The sequence below is a fragment of the Prosthecobacter sp. genome (assembly GCF_014879935.1).
Classification (GTDB): Bacteria; Verrucomicrobiota; Verrucomicrobiia; order Verrucomicrobiales; family Verrucomicrobiaceae; genus Prosthecobacter.
Genome location: NZ_JACSRD010000238.1, coordinates 1 through 21,974 on the forward strand (window position 1 = coordinate 1; position 21,974 = coordinate 21,974).

The window sequence follows — 21,974 nt, forward strand, 5'->3', positions numbered from 1 at the left end:
GGCAACATCGCTCGGCTACAACCAGCCGGGCGTCGTCGAGATTGAGTTTGAACGAACGCTGAGAATCCCCGACGACGGCAAGACCTATCGCCTGCCACCTTCACTCGGGCGGTTCCCGCTTCGGCACGTTGAGGATTATGCAGGACGTGTGCCCCAGGAATGGAAGCAACGTGGTGGCGTGTTGATGCCAATGTATCAGGCGGAAGCCTTGTGGCTCTACTTCCGGGGCAGCTATCCTTTTGCCATCAAGATTGGAGCTGGAAAAATCAACGCCGTCAGTGGTGAAACATGGAAGCCTGGGCTGAACCGTGATCCGCAGGACTATGTGGTGACGCCCGATCAGCCCTGGCTGGATGGATTCGCCGTTGAGAAGGGTGTCATCCGCCAGTTCGTCGCGATGCCCCTCGGCGCTGGATACTCGATTGAAGAGCAGCTTTCCGGCAAGGCAGAGTTCGGTGGCATCCAGTTGCAGGCCATCCCCATGAAGGCACAAAGCTTCTTTGAGAAAGAACTGCTGCCCGAGCTGCCGACACGTCTGGCCGATATTCTTGACGAGCTTTTGCCTCCTTGGAGGAGCGACTCGCAGATTGACTGCTGCATGTGCTGCGAAAGCCCTGGCATGGGCCTGGGTGCCGGAGGTCGGATGAAACAGGAAATCTATGCCGACCAACACGAGCCGCAGGACTGGGATATGGAGCAAACAAACTGCTGCTTCGTCCATCTTTGCGATGCCCTGCTCTGGCGCGAGATCACAGGCGAAAATCCACCCCAGACACCCGTGACAGCCAGAGAATATGACAGAGCAGGCCTGCCGTGGTTTGATTACTACCGGGATGATCTGGCTGTCCTTGAGGGATCAAAGACCCTCGCGGGCGCAAAGAGTGTTCAGATCATCTCCCAGCATAAAGGGGACCAGGCGGTGAAGGGCAATCAATCAGTGGAGGAAGGACTGGTCATTAACCTCAGTCCCAAGGAGACGCTCGTGAAGGAGTGGGCGGGCGAATGAGTAACCACACTTCCCCGTCATAAACTCTGTGCGGAGGTATCGTCTCTAGCACTCGAAGTCAGCCGCCGAGCCCTTTGCGATCTTCAGGTCGTCGCGGCTGATCGTCATGGGGACGGAAGGCAGGTGGTAGATACGGTCCACTCCACGCGAGGCGAAGATCGCCCATGCCGCATCCTCCTTCTCGCGCAGGTTGGGGCGAAGGCAGACAATGTTATGGCCCACTACCATAAAATACATGCCGAGGGACTGTAGATGCAGCCGGGAGCGCACATCCAATCCGAAGTAGCTTGGCGGCTGTATGGAGGACTCCTTGAACGCGGCCATGAAGTCCTGGGCGAAATGTCTGAACATGGTTGTGGCACCATGCCCGAACTGGTTGTCGAAGGCGTGCTCGAAAGGGAACTCCTGGGATTCCATGCCGGTGGGCGAAGGGAAAACGAAGTGCGCCACTCCAGGTTCCCACAGCCCGTTGTCGCGCTGACGCAAATACGCCGAGGCAAGGTAGGCCCCGGAGAAACCGTGCTTGATGTAGCGGCAGTAGGCTTCGGCAATCATCCAGTGCTGGATCTGCATCCATTGTTCAGCTCCCTGCCGGTCCAGTTCCACGGGCTGTTGTTTGATGCAGAAGACCTCCTGCTGGTCGCACTGCATGACGAGGCCGTATTTCGCGTCGTTCTGAGTCTCGGTGAACTGGAGGGCACCGAATGGCATCAGGTCGCGTATGCTTCGAAGAATTCCCAGGCCGGGTTCAAGGATCTGCACGGTTCCTTTGGGGGTCTCAATGTTCATGGCGCATATTACAATACTGGGTGGGACAAATGCAGTCCCACCTGCGGACTTTCCGAGCAGGATGTCGTCACCTGCGAATTCGCTCCCGTGAAGGATTACGCACGTTCACTGGCCCTGCACTGGAACAACCGCCAGATGCGGTGGCGTGGCATTGAGGAAGATGTCATCAAGCAGATCGCAAAAGCGTTGCAGAGCTGATCACAGCGAAGTGTGGTCGGACTGTATTGTGGGGCGGCCCAGCGCTCAGCATCCCGCCGCAAACATGATCATCATCCATCTGCCAGAACGGAACTCAAAAATAGCCGTGTAGCTGTCCATGTTGAAGACATAACTGCTGGAGACATACCCCTTCCGGCCATCCATCGTCGTCACCTCTTTCCATTCCTCGGTTTTACCATCCTCGTCCGACTGAAGTGGCATCTTCACGATGTCCCAGGAAAGGGTGGCAACGACTTCCGCATCGTTTCTCGGCTCTTTCCTCAAGCGAACTTTCTCTCCTAAAATCGCTGAGTGTTCAAAGAGATCCAAAGCCTCGGGAAAGCAGGCGCTGACATAGGGAGCCTGAAAGTTCTTTCCTCCATCTTTGAACTTGCCCCCCATGGACAACACTTTGCCCAACTCACCCCAGATCTTGCTGTCCTTGGCCTCTGGCTTCCACTCCTCTCGAAACCCTGCGATTCCCTTTATCAGTGCGTCTTCCCCAGTCTCATTGATGATGCCGGGATCGACGATGCTCAGAAGGTGTTTCGCATCTCGGTTGGCGATAGCCTCAATCAGCCGGGCGCGGAAGACGAAAAACGAAGGGTTCTGCGTGGCCTCATCGACTGGTTTCAGTAGGCTCTTGTCCTCGGCTTGGACGACTGTCCCAGTAAAGACGATGAGGAGCAATGCAAAGACGATTATGAGCGGGCGGGTGGAATTCATAATTTCGGCGGCATAAAGAATGGATGGCACGGCTAAGATAGTCTGGCGCATCTGTCGGCCATTGTCGAATTCGGAGGCGGCTGCGGTTAGGAGTTTAGATGTGAAGCCTTCATCAACTCTTCCCGCACCCGCTTCACCAACTCCGGTGGCCCCAGCACCTTGGCCTTGCTGCCCCAGCTCAGCACCCAACGGGTGATTTCCTCCAGCCCGGCGAGGTCTGCTTGAAACTCGATGATGCTCCCATCTGGTTTGATCTTCCGTATGGCCTGGGTTGGGTGCCATTGGCGTTCGGCCACAATTCTTGCCGCATAACCCTCCAGCCGGATATGGACCTCGTGTTTGCTCCTCTGCTCCCCGGCGTAGCTCCAGACACCAAAGCCTCCCCCCAGATGATCGCGAGCATTGAACCCAGCTTGACGCGTGAATTTGGCCTTATGGATTTCGAGGTTGGAGATGCGTTGCAGGGCAAAAGTGCGCATCGCTTCACGGGCAGGGTCAAAGGCGATCAAATACCAGCCATGCTCGATCTGACCGATATGATGCGGACGAACTGAACGACGCTCCGGCTTGGTGGACGTGAGCTTGTGATAGTCAAAGCACACCTCCCGCGTCCCTCGAATGGCGTCCAGCAAGTCACCGAACAAGGTCACGTCCGCAGGCAGCACTCCAGAAGCCTTAACTGAAAAGGCATCGTCCAGCTCGTGCCATTCAATGGACACCTCGCCAGGGCATGCCTCGGTGATCTTGCTGAAACTGTCCGCCAGCATCCTTTCCAACCGCGTTCCACGCAGGGGCTCCAAGGCATGACGTGCCAGGAATAGGGCCACCAAGTCAGAGCGCGACAAGTGCAGCATGGGGAACTCGTTGACCTCCTGGGTGTAGTAGTAGCCGTTTTTGATCGAATGGTATTCCACGGGCAGCCCGAGCTGGTCACGCATGAAACTGATGTCCCGCTGAATGGTCTTCGGCGTCACTTCGATCTCTTTTGCGAGTGTCGAGCAATTTGGATGACGACCTGCCCGGATGATCTTGTGGATCTCCAGCACCCGCCACATAGCCGGGCGGCTGACACCTGACCGAAGAGGGGATGCAGGGGCACGGACCTCTTTGGCCCCAGATCGTCGAGAGGAGGATGGCTTGGGCATGCCCAGTAGATTTAATCCATAAAGTTTGCCTGTCACCCTGCGAATGTCCGACCCCCTGTGGAAAACTTCCAGCTGTCATGAATCCACTCCTCACCGAAATCGCCTACATCCTCGACCGCTCCGGCTCCATGCAACCCATGCAGGAGCTATGAACCACCGTCTCTCAGCAACCCATCGCATTCCCAGCGTCATTTCCCGCCTCCCATGAATCAACGTCGTCCTTGGCTCCAGCGCATCCTTCGCCGCTTGCCCAATCTCATGCCCACTCTGCTCCTGACGCTCCTTTACCTGGCCGGAGCCGTACTTCTCGCCCACCAGCACTGCCGCCTCACCAGCCTGCTGTGTCTCCTCGCCGCAGCAGCCACCGTCGCCGTGAGCCGACGCCACACGGGTATCCCTGCCAGTTCCCGCTCACCCTTCACGTCCTCACTTCGCTAAACTCCCCATGTGGCTCTGCTCCCAGCTCGGATTCTTCTCCATCGTCCGCAAAGATGCGGACACCTTCCACATCCGTGCCCGCTGCCGGGAGGATCTGGAGCAGCTCGCCAAGGCGGCAGGCACAGGCAATCCCGTCGCCTCATTTACGGGTTCGGATTATCCGTGGCGTATCATTTGCCATGCGAACGAGCTGCCCGCCTTCATGCAGGCGCTCACGACCAGTATTGACTACGGCAATTTCAAAAGCGCCATCGGTTCCAGTCTTTACCAACGCTCCAAACTGGCAGCCTACCACGACATCCACCACCGGATGGTCGAGTGGCAAGCGGATCACCATTCTGGTGAAACGTTCAGGCGATGACCAGCAGTCCACCATCCTGATGCGACGAACGTCGCAGCAAACACACCTCAAACTTCCTGAACTCCATGATCTTTATCAGCCACGCCACCCCAGAGGACAATGAGTTTGCACGATGGCTCGCCTTGAGACTGGCGAAGGAGGGTTACCCTGTCTGGTGCGACCTCACGAAGCTGCTCGGAGGCGAGGATTTCTGGAAGGACATCGAGTTCGCAATACGCAAAGGGAGCACCAAGTTCGTTTATGTCCTCTCCCGTCATTCCAACGAGAAGGAGGGCACGTTACAGGAGTTGTCGGTCGCAAAGCAGGTGGCTAAAACGAAGCAGGACTTCATCATTCCGGTTAAAGTGGATGATCTGCCCTACTCGGACACAAACATCCAATTGCAGCGCCTGAACTGCGTGGACTTCACCTCCAATTGGATGACAGGGCTGGGAAAACTTCTGGAGAAGCTGCAAACCGATGCCGTCCCCAAAGACGAGCGATTCAATCCAAGCTCGGTTGCTGACTGGTGGCGTGATCAAATGGCGCAACAGGCAGGTGTGCGTAGTGCCAAGGAGTCGTATGCGTCCAACTGGTTCAAGATCGGCGACCTCCCGGACGAGATCTATCTTCACTCGTTGGAAAACGAGCCTGAATGCGCGGACAAAGAGCTTCCCTTGGGTATTCCAAATTACAGATACAAAGGGGGCGTGTTTTGCTTCGAGCATCAAAAGCATTTTGCCAAACGAGCCGATGAGCAGGGCTTGAGCGTCACCGCCAGCCAGAGCATCAGCCTCAACGATTTCAGGTTTTCGGGATATGCCAGACTGAAAATTCAGAAACCAGAGGCACGGAACATCCTCACCTACCTCCTTCGGCGGGCTTTTGAGGCGCATTGCCTCAGTCGCGGCCTCGTTGAATACACACTCTCGGGCGAAAGCCGCTGCTTCTGGTATGCAGACAGTTTTGCCGAAGGGAACAAGATCAACTTCACGCACTTGGACAGAAGGAAGACCTATCGACGGATGGTCGGATACAAGACGCTTCAGCCGCGTGATGGAGTTCCAAGGCAGCGAGCCTGGCACTTCGCGATCCAACCCAAGGTTATCCGCTACCCGGAACTCAGCTTCGCCATCAAGTCCCACGTCGTCTTTTCAGAGGATGGCAAACTTTATGAGAGCAAGGCCCGGCAGCATTCAGCAAGGCGTGGGCAGTGCAAATTGTGGCACAATGACACCTGGCTGGACCGAATGCTGGCGGCGATGAGCTTTCTGTCAGACCCTTCTTCCGCACTCTTCATCACCATTCCATGTGGCGTTGAAGCGGAGTTCAGCGTCCAGACCACACCGCTGCTATTCGAGAGCCCGGTGAGCTATGAGCCTGCGGACCCAGGTGACTTGACCGACCAACCGGATGAGCCAGCGAATGAGACAGGTGATGACGACGAGGAAGAAGCCGAACTCGATGAGGAGGTTGCACAATGAAGCCCACCAAAGATTTGATTTATTTATCCGAGCCCACTCTGTTGTTTAGACATGGGCAAGCCATGGAAGATCCTCGGGACGGGCTGAGTTTTCTTGGCCCCTACGATGACGCGCAGAACTATGGCGTGAAATATGGAGTCATCGGCACTGCGGATGGCATCCGGAGATTCAAATCATGGGTATCGAAAATCCAGGGGCCGGTGAGCGAGGAGGGCATGGGGAGAAAGCGGCCTCCCTTCCCAGGATTCCAGGCAGCCTTTGGCATTCCTTGGAGTCCTCAGCCCCTTGTTGAACTCGTTTATAAAATCGAAGATCTGGAAAAGTGCGTGCTGCTCAATGATCCCCACAAGCGGAACTTTGAGACGGTTGGATTCATCAGGGACAGAATCCTCAAGGCCATCCGAGACGACGAAGCAAAGCCCGAAGTTTGGATCGTCGTGCTGCCGGAGATCGTTTATCAAAACTGTCGTCCCAACTCGATTGTGCAGAAAGCCATCAGAGTCCAGGCCACCGGGACCATGCGTGCATCGGAAGCCCAGCGTTCACTCAATGAGCCTTTCTTGTTGGCTCAAATGAATGCGGATGCGGAGGCATACCTCTATGAGCCAGACTTTCACAATCAGCTCAAAGGCAGGCTTCTTGAGAAGGGCGTGCTGACGCAGGTGGTAAGAGAAAGCACCGTGGCACATCACGATTTCCTGAAAAAGAACGGCAAGCCCACGCATCAATTGGACAACCTCCAAAGTCAGATCGCCTGGAACCTTGGCTCCGCCATTTATTACAAGATCGGTGGCCGTCCATGGAAGCTAAACGGTGTGCGCGAGGGTGTCTGTTACGTTGGGCTGGTCTTCAAGCAGGACAACAAGCACCCGGCCTCCGAGACGGCGTGTTGCGCCGCCCAGATGTTCCTGGACTCGGGTGACGGAGTCGTTTTCAAAGGCAATGTGGGTCCATGGTATGCGCCGAAAACAGGGGAGTATCATTTGAGCACCCACGCTGCAAACCAGCTTCTCAGCCAGGCCCTGGACTCCTACCGGGACAGGCATGATGGAAAGTCGCCAAAGGAGGTGTTCATTCATGGCAGAACCATGTTCTCCGAGGCCGAATGGCACGGGTTCAAGGAAGCCGCCGGTTCGGCTTCAAACCTTGTCGGAGTGAGGATTTACGAAGCGGAGAATTTTCGGCTCTACCGCCAATCCAGCAGCATGCCAGTTCTCAGAGGGCTTGCTTGGCAGCTTTCCGAACGGTCTGCCATGCTCATGACTCGTGGTTATGTCCCGCGTCTGGGGACCTATCCAGGAATGGAGGTTCCGAAGCCGCTGGAGATCGAAATCTGTCAGGGAGAGGCAGACATCACCCAGGTTCTTCGGGACATCCTTGGCCTGACCAAGCTCAACTACAACTCATGCCGCTTCGCAGACGGTCTGCCCGTCACCCTCAAATTTGCGGATGCAGTCGGCGAAGTGCTCATCAGCGGCCCCGGAGCTGTCAACGCCCCCCTGCCGTTCAAGCACTACATCTAAATCCACGAACTGTCTGCCCGCCTTACGATCCACAACTGGAGAGCAAAATGTCATATTTCGGATGACTACAATGAAACACACACCCTCCGTTCAAGACCTCCTTTTCGATGTCGATCAGGTTCCCATCGAAGCCGTCATTGGCTCGAACGGCAGCACCCGCCGCATCAGCATCCCCGGCAAGAAAGCTCTGGTGAATCAACTCACTGGCCTCGTGCTCGGTGTCGTCAGTCGTGATTACCGCGTCGTCACCAATAAGGAAGCGGTGAAGCTGGCTCAAGAGGTCTGCGAAAAAGCCTTTCCTGGACTCTCATCGGTCGAATGGGAAGCCAAACGCGCCGCAGCACCACGCACCCTCAGCTACGCCTTCATTGACCTCATGCACCGGACCCATGTGCTGAACTATATGGGCACCGAGATCGGCAAGGACGATCCCTTCACACCCTTCCTCCGCGTGACCAACAGCTTCAACGGTGCCCGCGCCCTCCGGTTCGACATCGGCTTCATGCGCAAGCATTGTTCCAACGGAGTCATCTTCGAGGAAGAAGTCGCCACCATCAAAGCCTCCCACAGCAAAGAAGCTCTGGCGCAGTTGAAGATCGAGATCACCTCCCGCAGCCTTCCCCAGATGTGGGATGAGTTTTCCAAGTTTCTCACCAGCGTCCGCAGTATCACCATGGACACCGCCCAGTCCACCCAGGCCTTGAACACCGTTCTTCGCCTCCCTGAGGCCAAACCCGAGGACAAGAAAGCACGAGCTGAGGGCTTGCAGGCTCTGTCACTGGATTTCTCCACACGCCTCACCGGCTACCAAAAAGAACTCGGCCCCAACGCGTATGCCGTTTTCAACACCCTCACCGACATCGCCGCCCGCCCACCTGATAACGCCTATTTCCAAAAGGACCGCGACACCATCGAGAAGCGTTCCGGCCGCTGGCTCAAGGAGTTAGCTCACCAGAGCCAGACCACCGGATTCAATCTGAATGCGTGGCTTCCGGCATGGGAGGAAGGGAGCAGTGGTCGTCAGATTCCGGGAAGGAATTGAGCGGCATTCCTTGCCATCGGATATATCCCCGCCTTTGATGCCTTTTCAGCCGAAATTTCATGCGCCTCGAAGACCTAAAACCCAACACCACCGTGCGCGGCATCCTGCCGGACTGCCTCGTCACGGTCGTTCAAGTCACATGGTTTGGTTCCGAGGCGTTGGAACTGACCTACAAAGACCCAGTTGGAAAGGTGGCAAACGAGCTGCTTTACCGTCATGATGAACCACGGCTTGAAGTGGTGCAGGCTGGACGCCCTTGGAGTTTCGATGGCGATGGTGCGATGTTCCGGCTCGTGTCCGAAGCGCACCGTATTCGGCTGGCCCATCTGTTTGATCCAGTGTTGGCGGTTCATTCTTCCATCGTGGAGCCTTTGCCGCACCAGATCACGGCGGTTTATGAGGCCATGCTGCCGCGTCAGCCGTTGCGCTTCCTGCTGGCTGATGATCCAGGGGCGGGCAAGACGATCATGGCGGGGCTGCTGATCAAGGAACTGGTCGCTCGTGGCGATCTTCAGCGTTGTCTCATCGTGTGCCCTGGCAGCTTGGCTGAGCAGTGGCAGGATGAGCTCTATCGGCGATTCCATCTACCGTTCGACATTCTGACCAATGACAAACTGGAGGCGGCACGCACAGGCAACTGGTTCATGGAAAACAACCTCGTCATTGCGCGTCTCGACAAGCTGAGCCGCAATGAGGATGTGCAGGCCAAGCTCTCCGCGCCTGACTGCCGCTGGGACCTGATCGTTTGTGATGAGGCGCACAAGATGTCCGCCACGCATTTCGGCGGGGAGATCAAATACACCAAGCGCCACAAACTCGGACAACTGCTCTCGACGCTCACCCGACATTTCCTGCTGATGACGGCCACGCCTCACAATGGCAAGGAGGAGGATTTCCAGCTATTCATGTCGCTGCTGGATGGTGATCGCTTTGAGGGACGTTTCCGCGATGGTGTTCACGCGCAGGATGTCTCCGACCTCATGCGCCGCATGGTGAAGGAGCAGCTTCTCAAGTTTGACGCCACGCCCCTCTTCCCTGAGCGCCGGGCTTACACAGTGCCTTACAAACTCTCCGAGGCAGAGGCCACCCTCTACAAAGAAGTCACCAACTATGTGCGGCAGGAGTTCAACCGCGCGGAAGCTCTTCAAAACAATAAGCGCTCTGGCACGGTGGGCTTCGCTCTGACCATCCTTCAACGTCGGCTCGCTTCTTCGCCAGAGGCCATTTACCAGTCTCTCCGCCGCCGTCGTGAGCGCTTGGAGTCTCGTCTTCGGGAGTTGGAGCTGCTTCAACGTGGTGCTGCGCTCTCTGCTCGCGATCTTGAGTCAGGTCCGACGCTGGATGATGACGATCTGGATGATCTCGATGATGCGCCAGACTCCGAGGTCGAGGCCACGGAAGAGCAGGTTCTGGATCAGGCGACTGCCGCTGGCACGATCCTGGAGTTCAAGGCGGAGATCGAAATCCTGAAGCATCTGGAGGCCCTCGCTTTGCAGGTCCGCCGCAGCGGTGAAGACCGCAAGTGGAGCGAGCTATCCCACCTGCTCGGGGAAATTTTCACGCCAGCCGCTTTCGCCAATCGCCTTTGCGAAGACACGCCTGCCTATGGTGCAAAGCCGAGCGACAAATCACCGAAGCAAAAGCTCGTCATCTTTTCCGAGCATCGGGACACGTTAAACTACCTTCAGGACCGCATCAGCACCTTGCTAGGCGATAAAAATGCCGTCGTTGCCATTCACGGCGGTGTCGGGCGCGAGGAGCGCCTCAAGGTTCAGGAAGCCTTCCGCCATGATCCCGAGGTCAAAGTTCTGATCGCCACCGATGCAGCGGGTGAAGGCATCAATCTGCAACGTGCTCACCTCATGGTGAACTACGACTTGCCGTGGAATCCGAACAGGCTCGAACAGCGCTTTGGTCGTATCCACCGAATCGGTCAGACAGAGGTCTGCCACCTTTGGAATCTCATCGCCGATGAAACCCGCGAGGGGGAAGTCTATCGCACCTTGCTCGACAAGCTCGATGAGGCTCGCAAATCCCTCGGTGGTCAGGTCTTCGATGTGTTGGGGAAAGTTCAGTTTGAGGGCCGCCCGCTGCGTGAACTCCTCATCGAGGCCATCCGCTACGGCGAGATGCCCGATGTTCGCGCCCGTCTCACCAATGTCGTCGCGAATGCCTTCGATCAGTCCCGCATTCAAGACATGCTGGAAGAGCGAGCCCTCGCTCATGATGCCATGGATGCCAGCCGGGTGTATCGCATCCGCGAGGACATGGAGCGTGCCGATGCCCGTCGGCTTCAGCCGCACTACATCGAGTCCTTCTTCCTCGAAGCCTTCCGTTTGCTCGGCGGCACGGCACGGCTGCGCGAGGCTCGCCGTTACGAGGTCTCGCATGTTCCCGCGCCTATTCGGAATCGGGATCGTCTCATCGGTCTTGGTGAGCCGGTGCTCACGCGGTATGAGCGCATTGTCTTTGAGAAAAGTCTCATCCAGCCGCAGGGACAGCCGCTCGCCGCTTTCGTGTGTCCTGGGCATCCATTGCTGGATTCAGCGCTCGATCTTGTTCTGGAGCGTCACCGTGATCTGCTGCGCCGTGGGGCCATCCTTGTGGATGAAAATGACTCCAGCGACCAGCCTCGTGTGCTCTTCTACTTGGAGCATACCATTCAGGATGCAGGCATCACCCGCGCTGGCGAGCGCCGTGTGGTTTCCCGCCAGATGCTTTACGTGGAGATCGACTCCGCAGGCAATGCCCGCCATCTGCACTACGCCCCCTATCTCGACTACCGTCCGTTGAAGGAAGACGAGCCCTCCGCTGAAGTCCTGCTGTCCCGCCCAGAATGCAGTTGGATTTCCACCGGCCTGGAGGACAAGGCCCGCACTCATGCGATTGGCACCGTGGTTCCCGAGCATCTCGATGAGGTCAAAAAGCGCCGTCTGGAACTCATCGCCAAGACCAAGGCTGCCGTGAAGGACCGCCTCACCAAGGAAATCAACTACTGGGACCACCGCGCCGAGGAACTCAAACTCCAGGAGCAGGCAGGCAAAGCAAATGCACGCCTGAACTCCAACGAAGCCCGCAAGCGTGCCGACATCCTTCAGGGCCGACTGGAGAAGCGCATGGAGGAACTCGCCCTTGAAGCCCAACTCTCACCACTTCCACCCGTCGTGCTTGGTGGCCTGCTGGTCATTCCCCAGGGACTTCTGGACAAGGTAGCGGGTCGCTCGCCTGCGCCGACCTTCTCCCAATCACCTGATACCCAGGCCGCTGCTGCTCATGCACGAAGGGTCATCATGGACATCGAGCGCTCGCTCGGCTTCGAGCCTGTGGATCGCGAGTTGGAAAAACTCGGCTACGACATCGAGTCCCGCGTCCCCGGCACCGGTCGCTTGCGCTTCCTTGAGGTCAAAGGCCGCATCACAGGTGCTGCCACCATCACGGTCACGCGGAATGAAATCCTCTACTCCCTGAACAAGCCCAACGACTTCATCCTCGCCATCGTCGAGTTCCTGCCCGAAGACCAGCACCGCGTTCACTACGTCAGAAAGCCCTTCCAGCGGGAGCCGGATTTCGGCGTGACGAGTGTGAACTATGACTTTAGTGAACTGCTTGCCAAAGGAGGCTCCCCATCATGAGATTTGATCCAGAAAAGAGAAAGGCTGCGAGGCGTGAGCCAGGCAGCCTTTCTGCGATGATTTCTACTCGTCTGAAGACGGGGATGGTTACATGGGCTGCTAAACTGGCACCCCATTCGTGAAATTCAACCACTTCCTTTTCCGATGAACCACTTCCCACCCGATCCTGCCATTCTCATGAATGAGAGTGATGTTGAGCAGAAGTTCGTGTGGCCATTATTGACTGCCCCGCTGCCAAATGGCCTGGGACTCCCTGCGTCGCTCATCCGGACTAAGCCAAACCTGCGTGATTTTGAGATCGAAAAGAGGCAGAATAAAAAGCGCTATTTTCCAGACCATGTCGTGATCATTCGTGGGCTGCCGGTCGCTGTTTGGGAAGCAAAACCGCCGAGTGATGATCTTGCGGATGCCGTTTTGGAGTGTCGCCTCTACGCCACCGAGTTGAACGCCCTTTACCCTCCTGGCATCAATCCCTGCCGCTTTTGCGTAGTGACCAATGGTCTTCAAACCGAACTGCGGACCTCCGACTCCGACACTGTGCTCGCCAGTTTCTGCTTGGCCGACGCCAATCCGGCAAGCCCTGAATTTGCTGCGTTTCTCACCAAAGTGAGCTACGAAAGCTTGACCCAAAGCGTGGCAGAGCAGTTGCGAAAGGCGTCCGCAAGGAAGTATCACCGTCCCGTCCGAATGGTGGGAGGCACTTCACTTCAAGATGAACAGGTGCCCTACAACGAGTTTGGCAAACTGCTCTCCTCCGAGTTTCAGCATTTGTTCAACCCATCATCCTATGAGGATCGGTTCAAGATCGTCGAGAATGCCTATGTCAAAACACAGCGCCGGGAGCGCTATGTGGATGAGATTGACCGAATCATCAGACTTGCCTCCCCACCCAAGGTGCAGGAGGCCCAGTGGATTGAGGACACCGGAAACCCTGTCCCCATCGTCGCGAAGCTCGGCGATCTGGAGTCCCTGAGAAACAAAATCCTCTTGCTGGTGGGGGCTGTCGGCAGCGGTAAATCCACGTTTGTGGATTACCTTCAGCGAATCGCTCTACCTGAAGAAGTGCGGGAACGAATTGCTTGGGCACGCATCGACCTGAATGATGCCCCTGTTAGCAAGGATGAGATTTATGCCTGGTGCCGTCGGCATCTGGCGCAGGGTATCCGGGATAGCTCCCCCGATCAAGATACGGAGTCCCTGGTCGGCTTGAGAAAACTTTACCGGAAGGAAATCGAGACATTCGACAAATGGACGCTGGAGCTGTTCTCCAAAGACTCTGACGAATACAAGAAACGGCTGGCGGACGAAATCACCAAACTGAAGCAGGACCAGGACGGCACGCTCCAAGCTCTGGAGCGCCACCTCTGCACAGGCCGAGGGCGCTTGCTCATCGTCGTTCTCGACAACTGCGACAAGAGGGATCGTGACGAGCAGTTGCTCATGTTTGAAGTGGCACGATGGCTTCAGCAGCAAGTGCGTTGTTTGGTCATGTTGCCCTTGCGCCACATCACCTTTGAGAACCATCGCAACGAACCTCCCCTCGACACCGCACTCAAGGATCTCATCTACCGTATCGAGCCGCCTCCTTTCCAGAAAGTGCTTCAGAATCGGCTCAGCCTTGTCCTTCGGGAGGCAAAAGCATCCTCCAAGGCTCTCAACTATGTGATGGCGGGCAAACTGGTGCAGTTCCAGGCCGATCAATTGGACAAGTTTCTTGGGATCATGATGGGGTCGCTGTTCGACCACCGACGGCATGGCAAGAACATCATCGTTGGCCTCGCTGGCTGGAACATCCGTCGTGCCTTCGAGATGTTCCTTGAGTTCTGCCGGAGCGGTTACATCTCCGAGCAGGACATCTTCGCCAGTCAGGCGACCGGACAGCAAATGCATCTGCCTCAGGGTGTCGTGACCCGGATGCTTCTGCGCGGTCACCATCGTTACTACGACGGCAATCGTTCCTGGGTGAAAAACGTGTTCCAATGTGAACCCGAAGATCCCAATCCCGACCATCTTGTCCGTTACCGTATTCTCCGTTGGCTCCAGGAAGGAGCACGCAGCGCAGGCCCCTCTGGCTACCGTGGTTACCATCGTGTTAACGATCTCATTGAAGCCCTGTCGGCCCTCGGCACAGACGAAGCCGCCGTTCGGCGTGAATGCTCCTATCTCTTGCATCACGGATGCATTTTGGCAGAGCATCTAAAACGCGAGCTTCTGTCTGATGACGACCTAGTCACTCTCACTCCTGCGGGACATGTTCATCTCGAGCTAACGGAAGATTTTCATTATCTGGCTGCCAGCGCCGAGGATACTTGGATTGCCGACGAGCCGACCGCCAAGAAAATCCATCAACGTATCGTTGAGCAGCCACGCTGGAAATCACAACGCTGGCCAGTGATTCTCCAATCAGCCGCTGATTTTGCGAAATACCTCGATTCTTGGAGCCAATCCTCGCCATCAGTCACCGCGCATTATCTACCTGCGCCTCCTGAAGAATTGCTTACCCCAGCACTTTCACAAATTGAGCAACAGAGTCAGAAGGCACTCCAGGACTATCGAGCTTCACGTCAAAGTTAAAAACCATTCATGACCCCCACCTACCCCAAGAAGCTCATCGAAGTCGCGTTGCCGTTGCCGGAGATCAATGACGCGTCGTCGTATGACAAGATGCCGGGCATCGGGCCGCATCCGAAGGGCATCCACCACTGGTGGGCGCGGCTGCCGCTGCCTTGTGCGCGGGCGGTGTTGTTTGCGTCTGTTGTCACTGATCCCTCGGATGATCCAGCTTGGAAGGACAAGAGCGAGGCGGAGCAGGATGGAGAGCGAGAGCGGCTTTTTGGCATCCTGCGTCGGCTCATGGGGAAGAAGCTGCATGAGCACCCGGAGGTGTATGAAGAGGCGCATCGGGAAATGCTGCGCCATTGCGATGGCAAGCTCCCGCCTGTGCTCGATCCCTTTTCCGGCGGTGGCTCCATCCCGTTGGAGGCTGCGCGGCTGGGCTTCGAGGCCCACGCGGCGGACCTCAATCCCGTGGCCGTCCTGCTTAACAAGTGCAATCTCGAACTCGCTCCCCGCTGGGCCGGTCATGCCCCCGTGAACCCGGACGACCGCGAAAGCGATGTCGGCACCCAGGTCTGGACCGGCACCAAAGGACTGGCCGCCGATGTGCGCTACTATGGCCGCCTCATTCGGGAAAGGGCACTGGAGAAAATCGGCCATCTTTACCCGAAGGTGAAGCTGCCGGATGAGCTTGGTGGCGGCGAGGCCAATGTCATTGCTTGGCTTTGGGCACGAACGGTTGCCAGTCAAGACCCGGCAGCACGGGGCGCACATGTGCCTCTGATCACAAGTTATTGGCTCGCCAACAATGCCGGCAAATCGTCGTGGCTTGAGCCAATCGTTGACCGCGCAGCAGGCACCTACCGCTTTACGGTGAAAACCGGCTCGCCCACAGACAAAGCGGCTGTTCGTGCTGGAACAAAGATGGGGCGACGGACGTTTCGCTGCATCCTTTCTGGCGAACCGCTGGAATATAATTACACCCGCACACAAGCCAAAGAGCAAAAGCTCGGATGTGTGATGACAGCCATTGTCGCAGAGACCAAGCGCGGCCGTGTCTATCTTCCGGCAGATGCCGAGCACGAGCGCCTTGGACGGATTAACCTGGCAACTTGGAAGCCAGATGAGGATGTTACCACGCCATGTCATGACGTTGACCGCTTACCAATGTATGGCATGCCGACATGGGGAGATGCGTTTACTCCGCGCCAGCTTACCGCGCTGACATCGCTTACCGAACTCGTTAAAGCAGTCCGAGCAGACATCAAAGCCGACGCTCAAATAGCAGGTCTAAATGACGAAGATGCAGAGGCTTATGCGCGAACGGTTTCAACTTTTCTGGGTCTCGCCGTAGATCGAACGGCTGATTTTAATAGCGCGGTCAATCGCTGGAACTCTGGGAACCAGAAGATCATGAACATATTCGCTCGCCAAGCCATCCCGATGAATTGGGATTTTGGCGAAGCAAATACACTTGGCGATTCAGTGGGCGCGTGGAGCACCTGCTTCGAATATGTAGCCGCTTGTGTCGCGGTCCTGACGACGGGCCAGACACATCTTGGTGAAGCCTCACAAGTCGATGCTGCAAATGGCGCAACTGGTGTGGACTCGCTGATGGTCAGCACTGACCCGCCGTATTACGACAACATCGGGTATGCTGCGCTCAGCGACTTCTTTTACGTCTGGCTGCGACGCTCCGTTGGCGATTTATACCCTGATTTGTTCAGCACGATTCTAGTGCCGAAAGCGCGTGAACTCACCGCATCACCTGAGCGTTTCGATGGCGATAAGCTCAAGGCAAAGGACCATTTCGAATCAGGCTTTCGCCAGACGTTCACAAGGCTGCGTGAACGCCTCGACCCGCGTGTCCCGCTGACCGTTTACTATGCATTCAAACAGAATGATGACGATGACAGCGGTGAGGATGATGGCGAAAACGAAGGAGTGGACCTCACTACCGGCTGGGAGACGCTGCTTGAGGCTTTGATTTCAAGCGGGTTCACGATCACTGCGACTTGGCCAGTGCGTGCATCACAGGCTTGGCGATTGGTTTCCATGGGGACCAGTTCGCTGGCGTCCTATATCGTTCTGGCCTGTCGTCAGCGTCCAACAAATGCGCCACGTGTCGGGAGAAATGCTTTTGTGGCTGAACTGAAGCGGGAACTACCACCCTCTCTGCGGCACCTTCAACAAGGCAACGTTGCACCTGTGGACTTTGCGCAGGCCGCCATTGGCCCTGGCATGGCCGTATTTTCCCGTTATTCAGCCGTGCTCGAAAGCAGCGGTAAGTCCATGAGTGTGCGCACGGTTCTTGGAATCATCAATGGCATGAAGGACGAGTTGCTTGGTGAGTCCGTTGAGGAACTGGACAAAGACACCCGCTGGGCGGTGCAATGGTTTGGTGAGGATGGCTTCCAATGGGGAGACTCCGGCAAGGCGAACTTGCTTGCAAACGCACAGGCAACGGCGCTCAACGGCTTGGTGGCTGATGGCATTCTCGAAGTCAAAGGCAGCAACGTGCGACTGATCGCCCCCGAATCGCTGCAAGCCGATTGGGACCCGGAGACGGACAAACGGCTCACCGTCTGGGAGATGACACATCATCTGCTGCGGGTCTATTATCACGAGCGCAAGGGCGATGCCGCCACGGCGGCGCTGCTGCGCAAGCTCGGCACTAAGGCCGATGTGGCGCGTGATCTGGCCTATAAGCTCTTCACCGTCTGCGAGAACCGCAAATGGAGCCGCGAGGCTCAAGCCTACAATGCCCTCGTCATGGGCTGGCCTGAACTGGTGCGTCTGGCCCGCGAAGTCCTCATCGAAACCACGCCGTCCGTGCCTACGACGGGTGAGCTGTTCTAACCTTTTCCCCTCCCCTTACTCATGGCACTCACCAATCACGAACGCGTCGGCAAAGCACTCGAACTCTTGCGGGATGGTCTGCGCCCCTTTGTGGAGCGTGAGCTGAAAACCTGCTGGGGTGAGAAGTGGCCGCAGGAAGTGAAGAGCGTGCTGAGCGATACCCGGCTGGCTGGATTGGCCTCTGAACCCACCTCGGATGCCGCTGGCCTGTTGGTGATCATGGACCGGGTGTGGAAGGATGTCTTCGCCATGACGCTAGGCAAGGCGGAGCGCAGCATGATCAATGAGCTGCTCTCCGTGCGCAATGAGTGGGCGCATCAGAAACCGTTCAATGGTGACAACACCTATCGGGCGCTCGACACGATGGCCCGTGTGCTGGCCTCCATCAGTGCGCCGCAGGCGGATGAGGTGGAGCGGGCCAAAATGGAACTGCTGCGCGTGAGGTTTGACGAACAGGCCCGGCAGGAACGCCGTCGCAGTTCCAGCATCGGCCTGGAAACTCCGGTGGCGGGGGCTTTGAAGCCCTGGCGTGAGGTGGTGAATCCGCACAAGGATGTGGCGAGCGGTAAGTATCAGCAGGCGGAGTTTGCCGCTGACCTCTGGCAGGTTCACATCGGCGAAGGCTCGGACGAATACCGGAACCCAGCGGAGTTCTTCCGCCGCACCTTCCTGACGGAGAGTTTGAAGGGCTTGCTCGTCGGTGCTCTGCAACGGCTCTGCGGCACGGGCGGTGATCCGGTGGTGCAGCTCCAGACGAACTTCGGCGGTGGCAAGACACACTCGATGCTGGCGCTGTATCATCTCTTCTCCGGCACCCCGCTGAGCGAGTTGCTGGATGTGGAGACACTGGCGGTCGAAGCCGAAGTGAAAGCCGTGCCCAAGGTGAAACGGGTGGTGCTGGTGGGAAACAAGATTTCCCCCGGCAATCCCTCGGTGAAGAAGGACGGCACCGTAGTGCGCACGCTGTGGGGTGAACTAGCCTGGCAGCTCGGTGGCAAGAAAGCCTATGCCCGCATCGCTGCGGATGATGAGAAAGCCACGAGCCCCGGCGATGTGCTGCGGGAACTCTTTAACGAATATGGTCCCTGCCTGATCCTGGTGGATGAGTGGGTGGCCTATGCTCGCCAGCTTCACCATGAAACAAAGGATCTGCCCGGCGGTGACTTTGAGACGCACTTCTCCTTTGCCCAAGCCCTGACGGAGTCCGCCAAGCTAGCCAAGCAATGCCTGCTGGTGGTGAGCCTTCCCGCCTCCGACACAACCGGATCACCGCACACCCAAAGTGATGACCTCGAAGTGGGTGGCGAACGTGGACGCGCCGCACTGGACCGCCTGCGCAATGCGATTGGCCGCGTGGAAGCCTCCTGGCGTCCAGCGAGTGTGGATGAGGGCTTTGAGATCGTCCGCAGGCGTCTGTTTGAGCCGCTGGTGACGAACGAGCAGTTTGTGGGGCGTGACACGGTGGCGCAGGCCTTCTTTAATACCTATCGCACGCAGAAGGCGGAGTTCCCATCCGAATGCTCCAGCGGTGACTACGAGAAGCGCATGAAAGCCGCTTATCCGATCCACCCGGAGCTTTTTAATCGCCTGTATTCCGACTGGTCCACGCTGGTGAAGTTCCAACGCACCCGTGGTGTCCTGCGCCTGATGGCGGCAGTAATTCACAGCCTGTGGGAGAAAGGTGATCGCAGCCCAATGATCCTGCCCTGCCATGTGCCGATTGATGATCCCCGTGTGCAGTTTGAGCTGACCCGCTACCTTTCCGACAACTGGGTGCCGGTCATCGAGAAAGACGTGGATGGTCCAAACTCCCTGCCACTGCGCATGGATGGTGAAGTGCCAAATCTGGGTAAATTCTCCGCGCATCGTCGTGTGGCCCGCACCATTTACATGGGATCGGCCCCGACAGCCAAAGCCGCTCACGTCGGCTTGGAAGACCAAGCAGTGAAGCTCGGCTGCGTGATGCCCGGTGAAGCCTGCTCGACTTTCGGCGATGCCCTGCGTCGTCTCACCGGAGCAGCCACCTATCTGTATCACGACAGCAGCCGCTACTGGTATTCCACCCAGCCAACAGTGACCAAGCTGGCCGAAGATCGCGCCGAACAACTCAAGGCCGATCCCGAGGCTGTGATCAAGGAACTGGATCGCCGTATCAAGCAAGACCTGACGAGGAAAGGTGACTTCGGAGGCACTCACGCCTTTCCAAAGTCCGGCAGTGATGTGCTGGATGAACCGCAGGCACGACTGGTTGTGCTAGGACTAGAGTCCCCCTACTCCAAGGATGGCGAGAGCCCCGCACTGAACGCTGCCAAGCTTATCATGGAGACGAAAGGCAGCTCCCCTCGCCTTTACCGTAATGCCATCGTCTTTCTGGCAGTGGACAAGACCAAGCTTCAAGACCTGGATGAAGCCGTTCGCCGCTTCTTGGCATGGGAATCCATCGTCGATGACACGACAAGCCTTGATCTCTCGCCCCACCAAGCCAAGCAGGCCGTGAGCCAGAAGCAGGCAGCCAGCACGGTGGTGGATTCCCGAATCCCAGAAGCCTATCAGTGGCTTCTGGTGCCCACTCAAGCCACCCCACAAAGCCCGATGGACTGGACCTCGTTCCGTCTCACCGGACACGAAGCCCTGGCCCTGCGTGCAAGCAAGAAGCTGCGCAATGACGAGATGCTGATCACCGGACTCGCAGGCACTCGCCTCCGCCTGGAACTCGACAACGTGCCGCTCTGGCGAGGGAATCACGTCACCATCAAGCAACTGATCGAGGACTTTGGTCGCTACACCTATCTGCCAAGGCTTCGTGATTCACGAGTGCTAATCGACGCTGTAGGAGAAGGACTTCGCCTGATCTTGTGGCCTGAAGAGAGCTTCGCCTACGCTGACAGCTTCGATGAAGCCAAGGGTCGATACCTCGGCCTGCGCAGCGGTCAAAACATCGCAGTGTCCGAGGACAGCCTCTTTGGTTTGCTCGTCAAGCCCGAGGCTGCCCTCAAGCAAATGGAAGCCGACAAGCCTGTCTCCATTGCCCCCGCGAGCGGTGACAGCACGACTGCTGGTAATACGTCCTCCAGCACGCCAACTACGCCAACGGCCACTCCCGAACCCAACAAGCCTACCGAGGCAGCAAAGCCGAAGCGCTTCCACGGCACGGTCACCCTTGATCCCCAGCGTGTCGGTCGTGACGCGGGCAAGATCGCCGAAGAAGTCATCGCCCACATCGCCAGCCTCATCGGAGCCGATGTGACTGTGCGTCTAGACATCGAAGCCATCGTCCCAACTGGTGTGCCCGATAACGTGGTGCGCACTGTTACAGAAAACGCCCGCACCTTGAAGTTCACGAGTCAGGGGTTTGAGGTGGAGTGAGGTCATGCACACCTTCGCCGATCTCGCCAAAGCCCTGAACCGGTCCACGGTTTATGTCTCCGGCCTGCAATCGCGCTTTGAGTTACCCACTTTCGACGGTGCGGGCTACTCGGAGGCCTATCTGGCCTTTCTCCAGACGGTGGTGCATCTGCGCACGCTCGCCATCACAGAGGAGACGCTGCGGGATCTCTGGCACATCGAGAAGAAGCTCTTGGTGCTGCTCCATGCCGACTCCACCGGATCACCCACATGGTTCCTCGATTCCTGCGGTGCCACCACCAGTCCGAAGCGGCGGCTCCTGCTGACCAACTATGAACTGGGGGCCGATGTTGAGGCTAAAGGCGTGCAGTTGGGACTAAACTTCACCGACACCGCCCCGGAACTCTTTGCCGGACAGGAAATGGGCGAAGACGCCCTGCGAGTTCTTAATGAATACCGAAAGCTCCACGCCCGCATCAGCGCCGAAGTGAAGGCTGAGGTGCCGCATGTGCGTGCCGCTGTCGCATGGTCGAAGCGAGTTTGAGTTGAGGACAAACCGAAGCAATTACATCTTCGATCATGTCCGACCTCATCCTCTATCAGTTCAGCCGGGGTCGTGTGGAAGCCGGGGATTCCAAAGATTTCCTGTCCCGGTTTGGCAAGTTTCGTGTTCCCGTGGGCAAGCAGCTCCAGGGCATGATGAATAGTCTGGCCCTCATGATCGAAGGCTATGATGACGATCCAAGGGAGATTTATGCCATCCCGAAGGTGAGGACGTTTTACCAGCAGCTTTGGCAGCGATGGCCCTACTGGCTATATTTCTGCAATCTGGACACCGAGAACCTCATGATGATGGTGATGTGCTGTCTCGACTCACTGGATGCGCTCAAG

The 21,974-nt window shown here is 57.3% G+C and carries 15 protein-coding genes and 1 pseudogene; 13 read left to right on the top strand and 3 right to left on the bottom strand.

Features of this window, described 5'->3' with window-relative positions:
• The coding region (locus tag IAE77_RS27215; RefSeq protein WP_294233763.1) for a hypothetical protein at positions 1-1,006 on the top strand (1,006 nt) is incomplete at its 5' end.
• Between the two features lie 45 nt (positions 1,007-1,051).
• On the opposite strand, the gene IAE77_RS27220 is transcribed toward IAE77_RS27215, so the two are convergent.
• Positions 1,052-1,357 carry a hypothetical protein gene (locus tag IAE77_RS27220; protein WP_294233765.1) on the bottom strand — a complete coding sequence of 102 codons (306 nt, stop codon included), beginning with the start codon at positions 1,355-1,357 and terminating at the stop codon, positions 1,052-1,054.
• A gap of 12 nt (positions 1,358-1,369) precedes the next feature.
• On the opposite strand from IAE77_RS27220, the gene IAE77_RS27225 reads away from it, so the two are divergent.
• Positions 1,370-1,993 (top strand): hypothetical protein, encoded by a 624-nt coding sequence (locus IAE77_RS27225; protein WP_294233767.1) that lies wholly within the window; start codon positions 1,370-1,372, stop codon positions 1,991-1,993.
• 45 nt (positions 1,994-2,038) lie between these two features.
• On the opposite strand, the gene IAE77_RS27230 is transcribed toward IAE77_RS27225, so the two are convergent.
• Positions 2,039-2,749 carry an SH3 domain-containing protein gene (locus IAE77_RS27230; protein ID WP_294233769.1) on the bottom strand — a complete coding sequence of 237 codons (711 nt, stop codon included), beginning with the start codon at positions 2,747-2,749 and terminating at the stop codon, positions 2,039-2,041.
• 56 nt (positions 2,750-2,805) lie between these two features.
• Positions 2,806-3,900 carry a WYL domain-containing transcriptional regulator gene (locus IAE77_RS27235; RefSeq protein WP_294233773.1) on the bottom strand — a complete coding sequence of 365 codons (1,095 nt, stop codon included), beginning with the start codon at positions 3,898-3,900 and terminating at the stop codon, positions 2,806-2,808.
• A gap of 222 nt (positions 3,901-4,122) precedes the next feature.
• On the opposite strand from IAE77_RS27235, the gene IAE77_RS27240 reads away from it, so the two are divergent.
• The 11 genes and pseudogenes from IAE77_RS27240 to IAE77_RS27290 form a co-directional block, all read left to right on the top strand.
• Complete coding sequence (locus IAE77_RS27240) at positions 4,123-4,302, top strand: hypothetical protein (RefSeq protein WP_294233775.1); 180 nt, start codon at positions 4,123-4,125, stop codon at positions 4,300-4,302.
• 7 nt (positions 4,303-4,309) lie between these two features.
• Positions 4,310-4,663, top strand: coding sequence for a hypothetical protein (locus IAE77_RS27245; RefSeq protein ID WP_294233777.1), 354 nt, complete (start codon positions 4,310-4,312; stop codon positions 4,661-4,663).
• A 65-nt stretch (positions 4,664-4,728) separates the two neighbouring features.
• On the top strand, positions 4,729-6,126 hold the full coding sequence (locus IAE77_RS27250) for a toll/interleukin-1 receptor domain-containing protein (protein WP_294233779.1): 1,398 nt from the start codon (positions 4,729-4,731) through the stop codon (positions 6,124-6,126).
• On the top strand, positions 6,123-7,649 hold the full coding sequence (locus IAE77_RS27255) for a hypothetical protein (RefSeq protein WP_294233780.1): 1,527 nt from the start codon (positions 6,123-6,125) through the stop codon (positions 7,647-7,649). The genes IAE77_RS27250 and IAE77_RS27255 overlap by 4 nt, the downstream gene beginning before the upstream one ends.
• A gap of 70 nt (positions 7,650-7,719) precedes the next feature.
• Positions 7,720-8,691 (top strand): DUF932 domain-containing protein, encoded by a 972-nt coding sequence (locus IAE77_RS27260; protein WP_294233782.1) that lies wholly within the window; start codon positions 7,720-7,722, stop codon positions 8,689-8,691.
• Between the two features lie 59 nt (positions 8,692-8,750).
• Positions 8,751-12,323, top strand: coding sequence for a helicase-related protein (locus IAE77_RS27265; protein WP_294233786.1), 3,573 nt, complete (start codon positions 8,751-8,753; stop codon positions 12,321-12,323).
• Positions 12,324-12,500: 177 nt separating this feature from the next.
• Positions 12,501-14,897, top strand: coding sequence for a type I restriction endonuclease (locus tag IAE77_RS27270; protein WP_294233788.1), 2,397 nt, complete (start codon positions 12,501-12,503; stop codon positions 14,895-14,897).
• A 9-nt stretch (positions 14,898-14,906) separates the two neighbouring features.
• Complete coding sequence (locus tag IAE77_RS27275; RefSeq protein ID WP_294233791.1) at positions 14,907-17,738, top strand: DUF1156 domain-containing protein; 2,832 nt, start codon at positions 14,907-14,909, stop codon at positions 17,736-17,738.
• A 21-nt stretch (positions 17,739-17,759) separates the two neighbouring features.
• Positions 17,760-21,104, top strand: coding sequence for a Swt1 family HEPN domain-containing protein (locus IAE77_RS27280; protein WP_294233793.1), 3,345 nt, complete (start codon positions 17,760-17,762; stop codon positions 21,102-21,104).
• A 4-nt stretch (positions 21,105-21,108) separates the two neighbouring features.
• Positions 21,109-21,627, top strand: a complete 519-nt coding sequence (locus IAE77_RS27285; RefSeq protein ID WP_294233797.1) for a hypothetical protein — start codon at positions 21,109-21,111, stop codon at positions 21,625-21,627.
• Between the two features lie 35 nt (positions 21,628-21,662).
• Positions 21,663-21,974 (top strand): annotated as a pseudogene (locus IAE77_RS27290) (hypothetical protein); the annotation flags it as partial.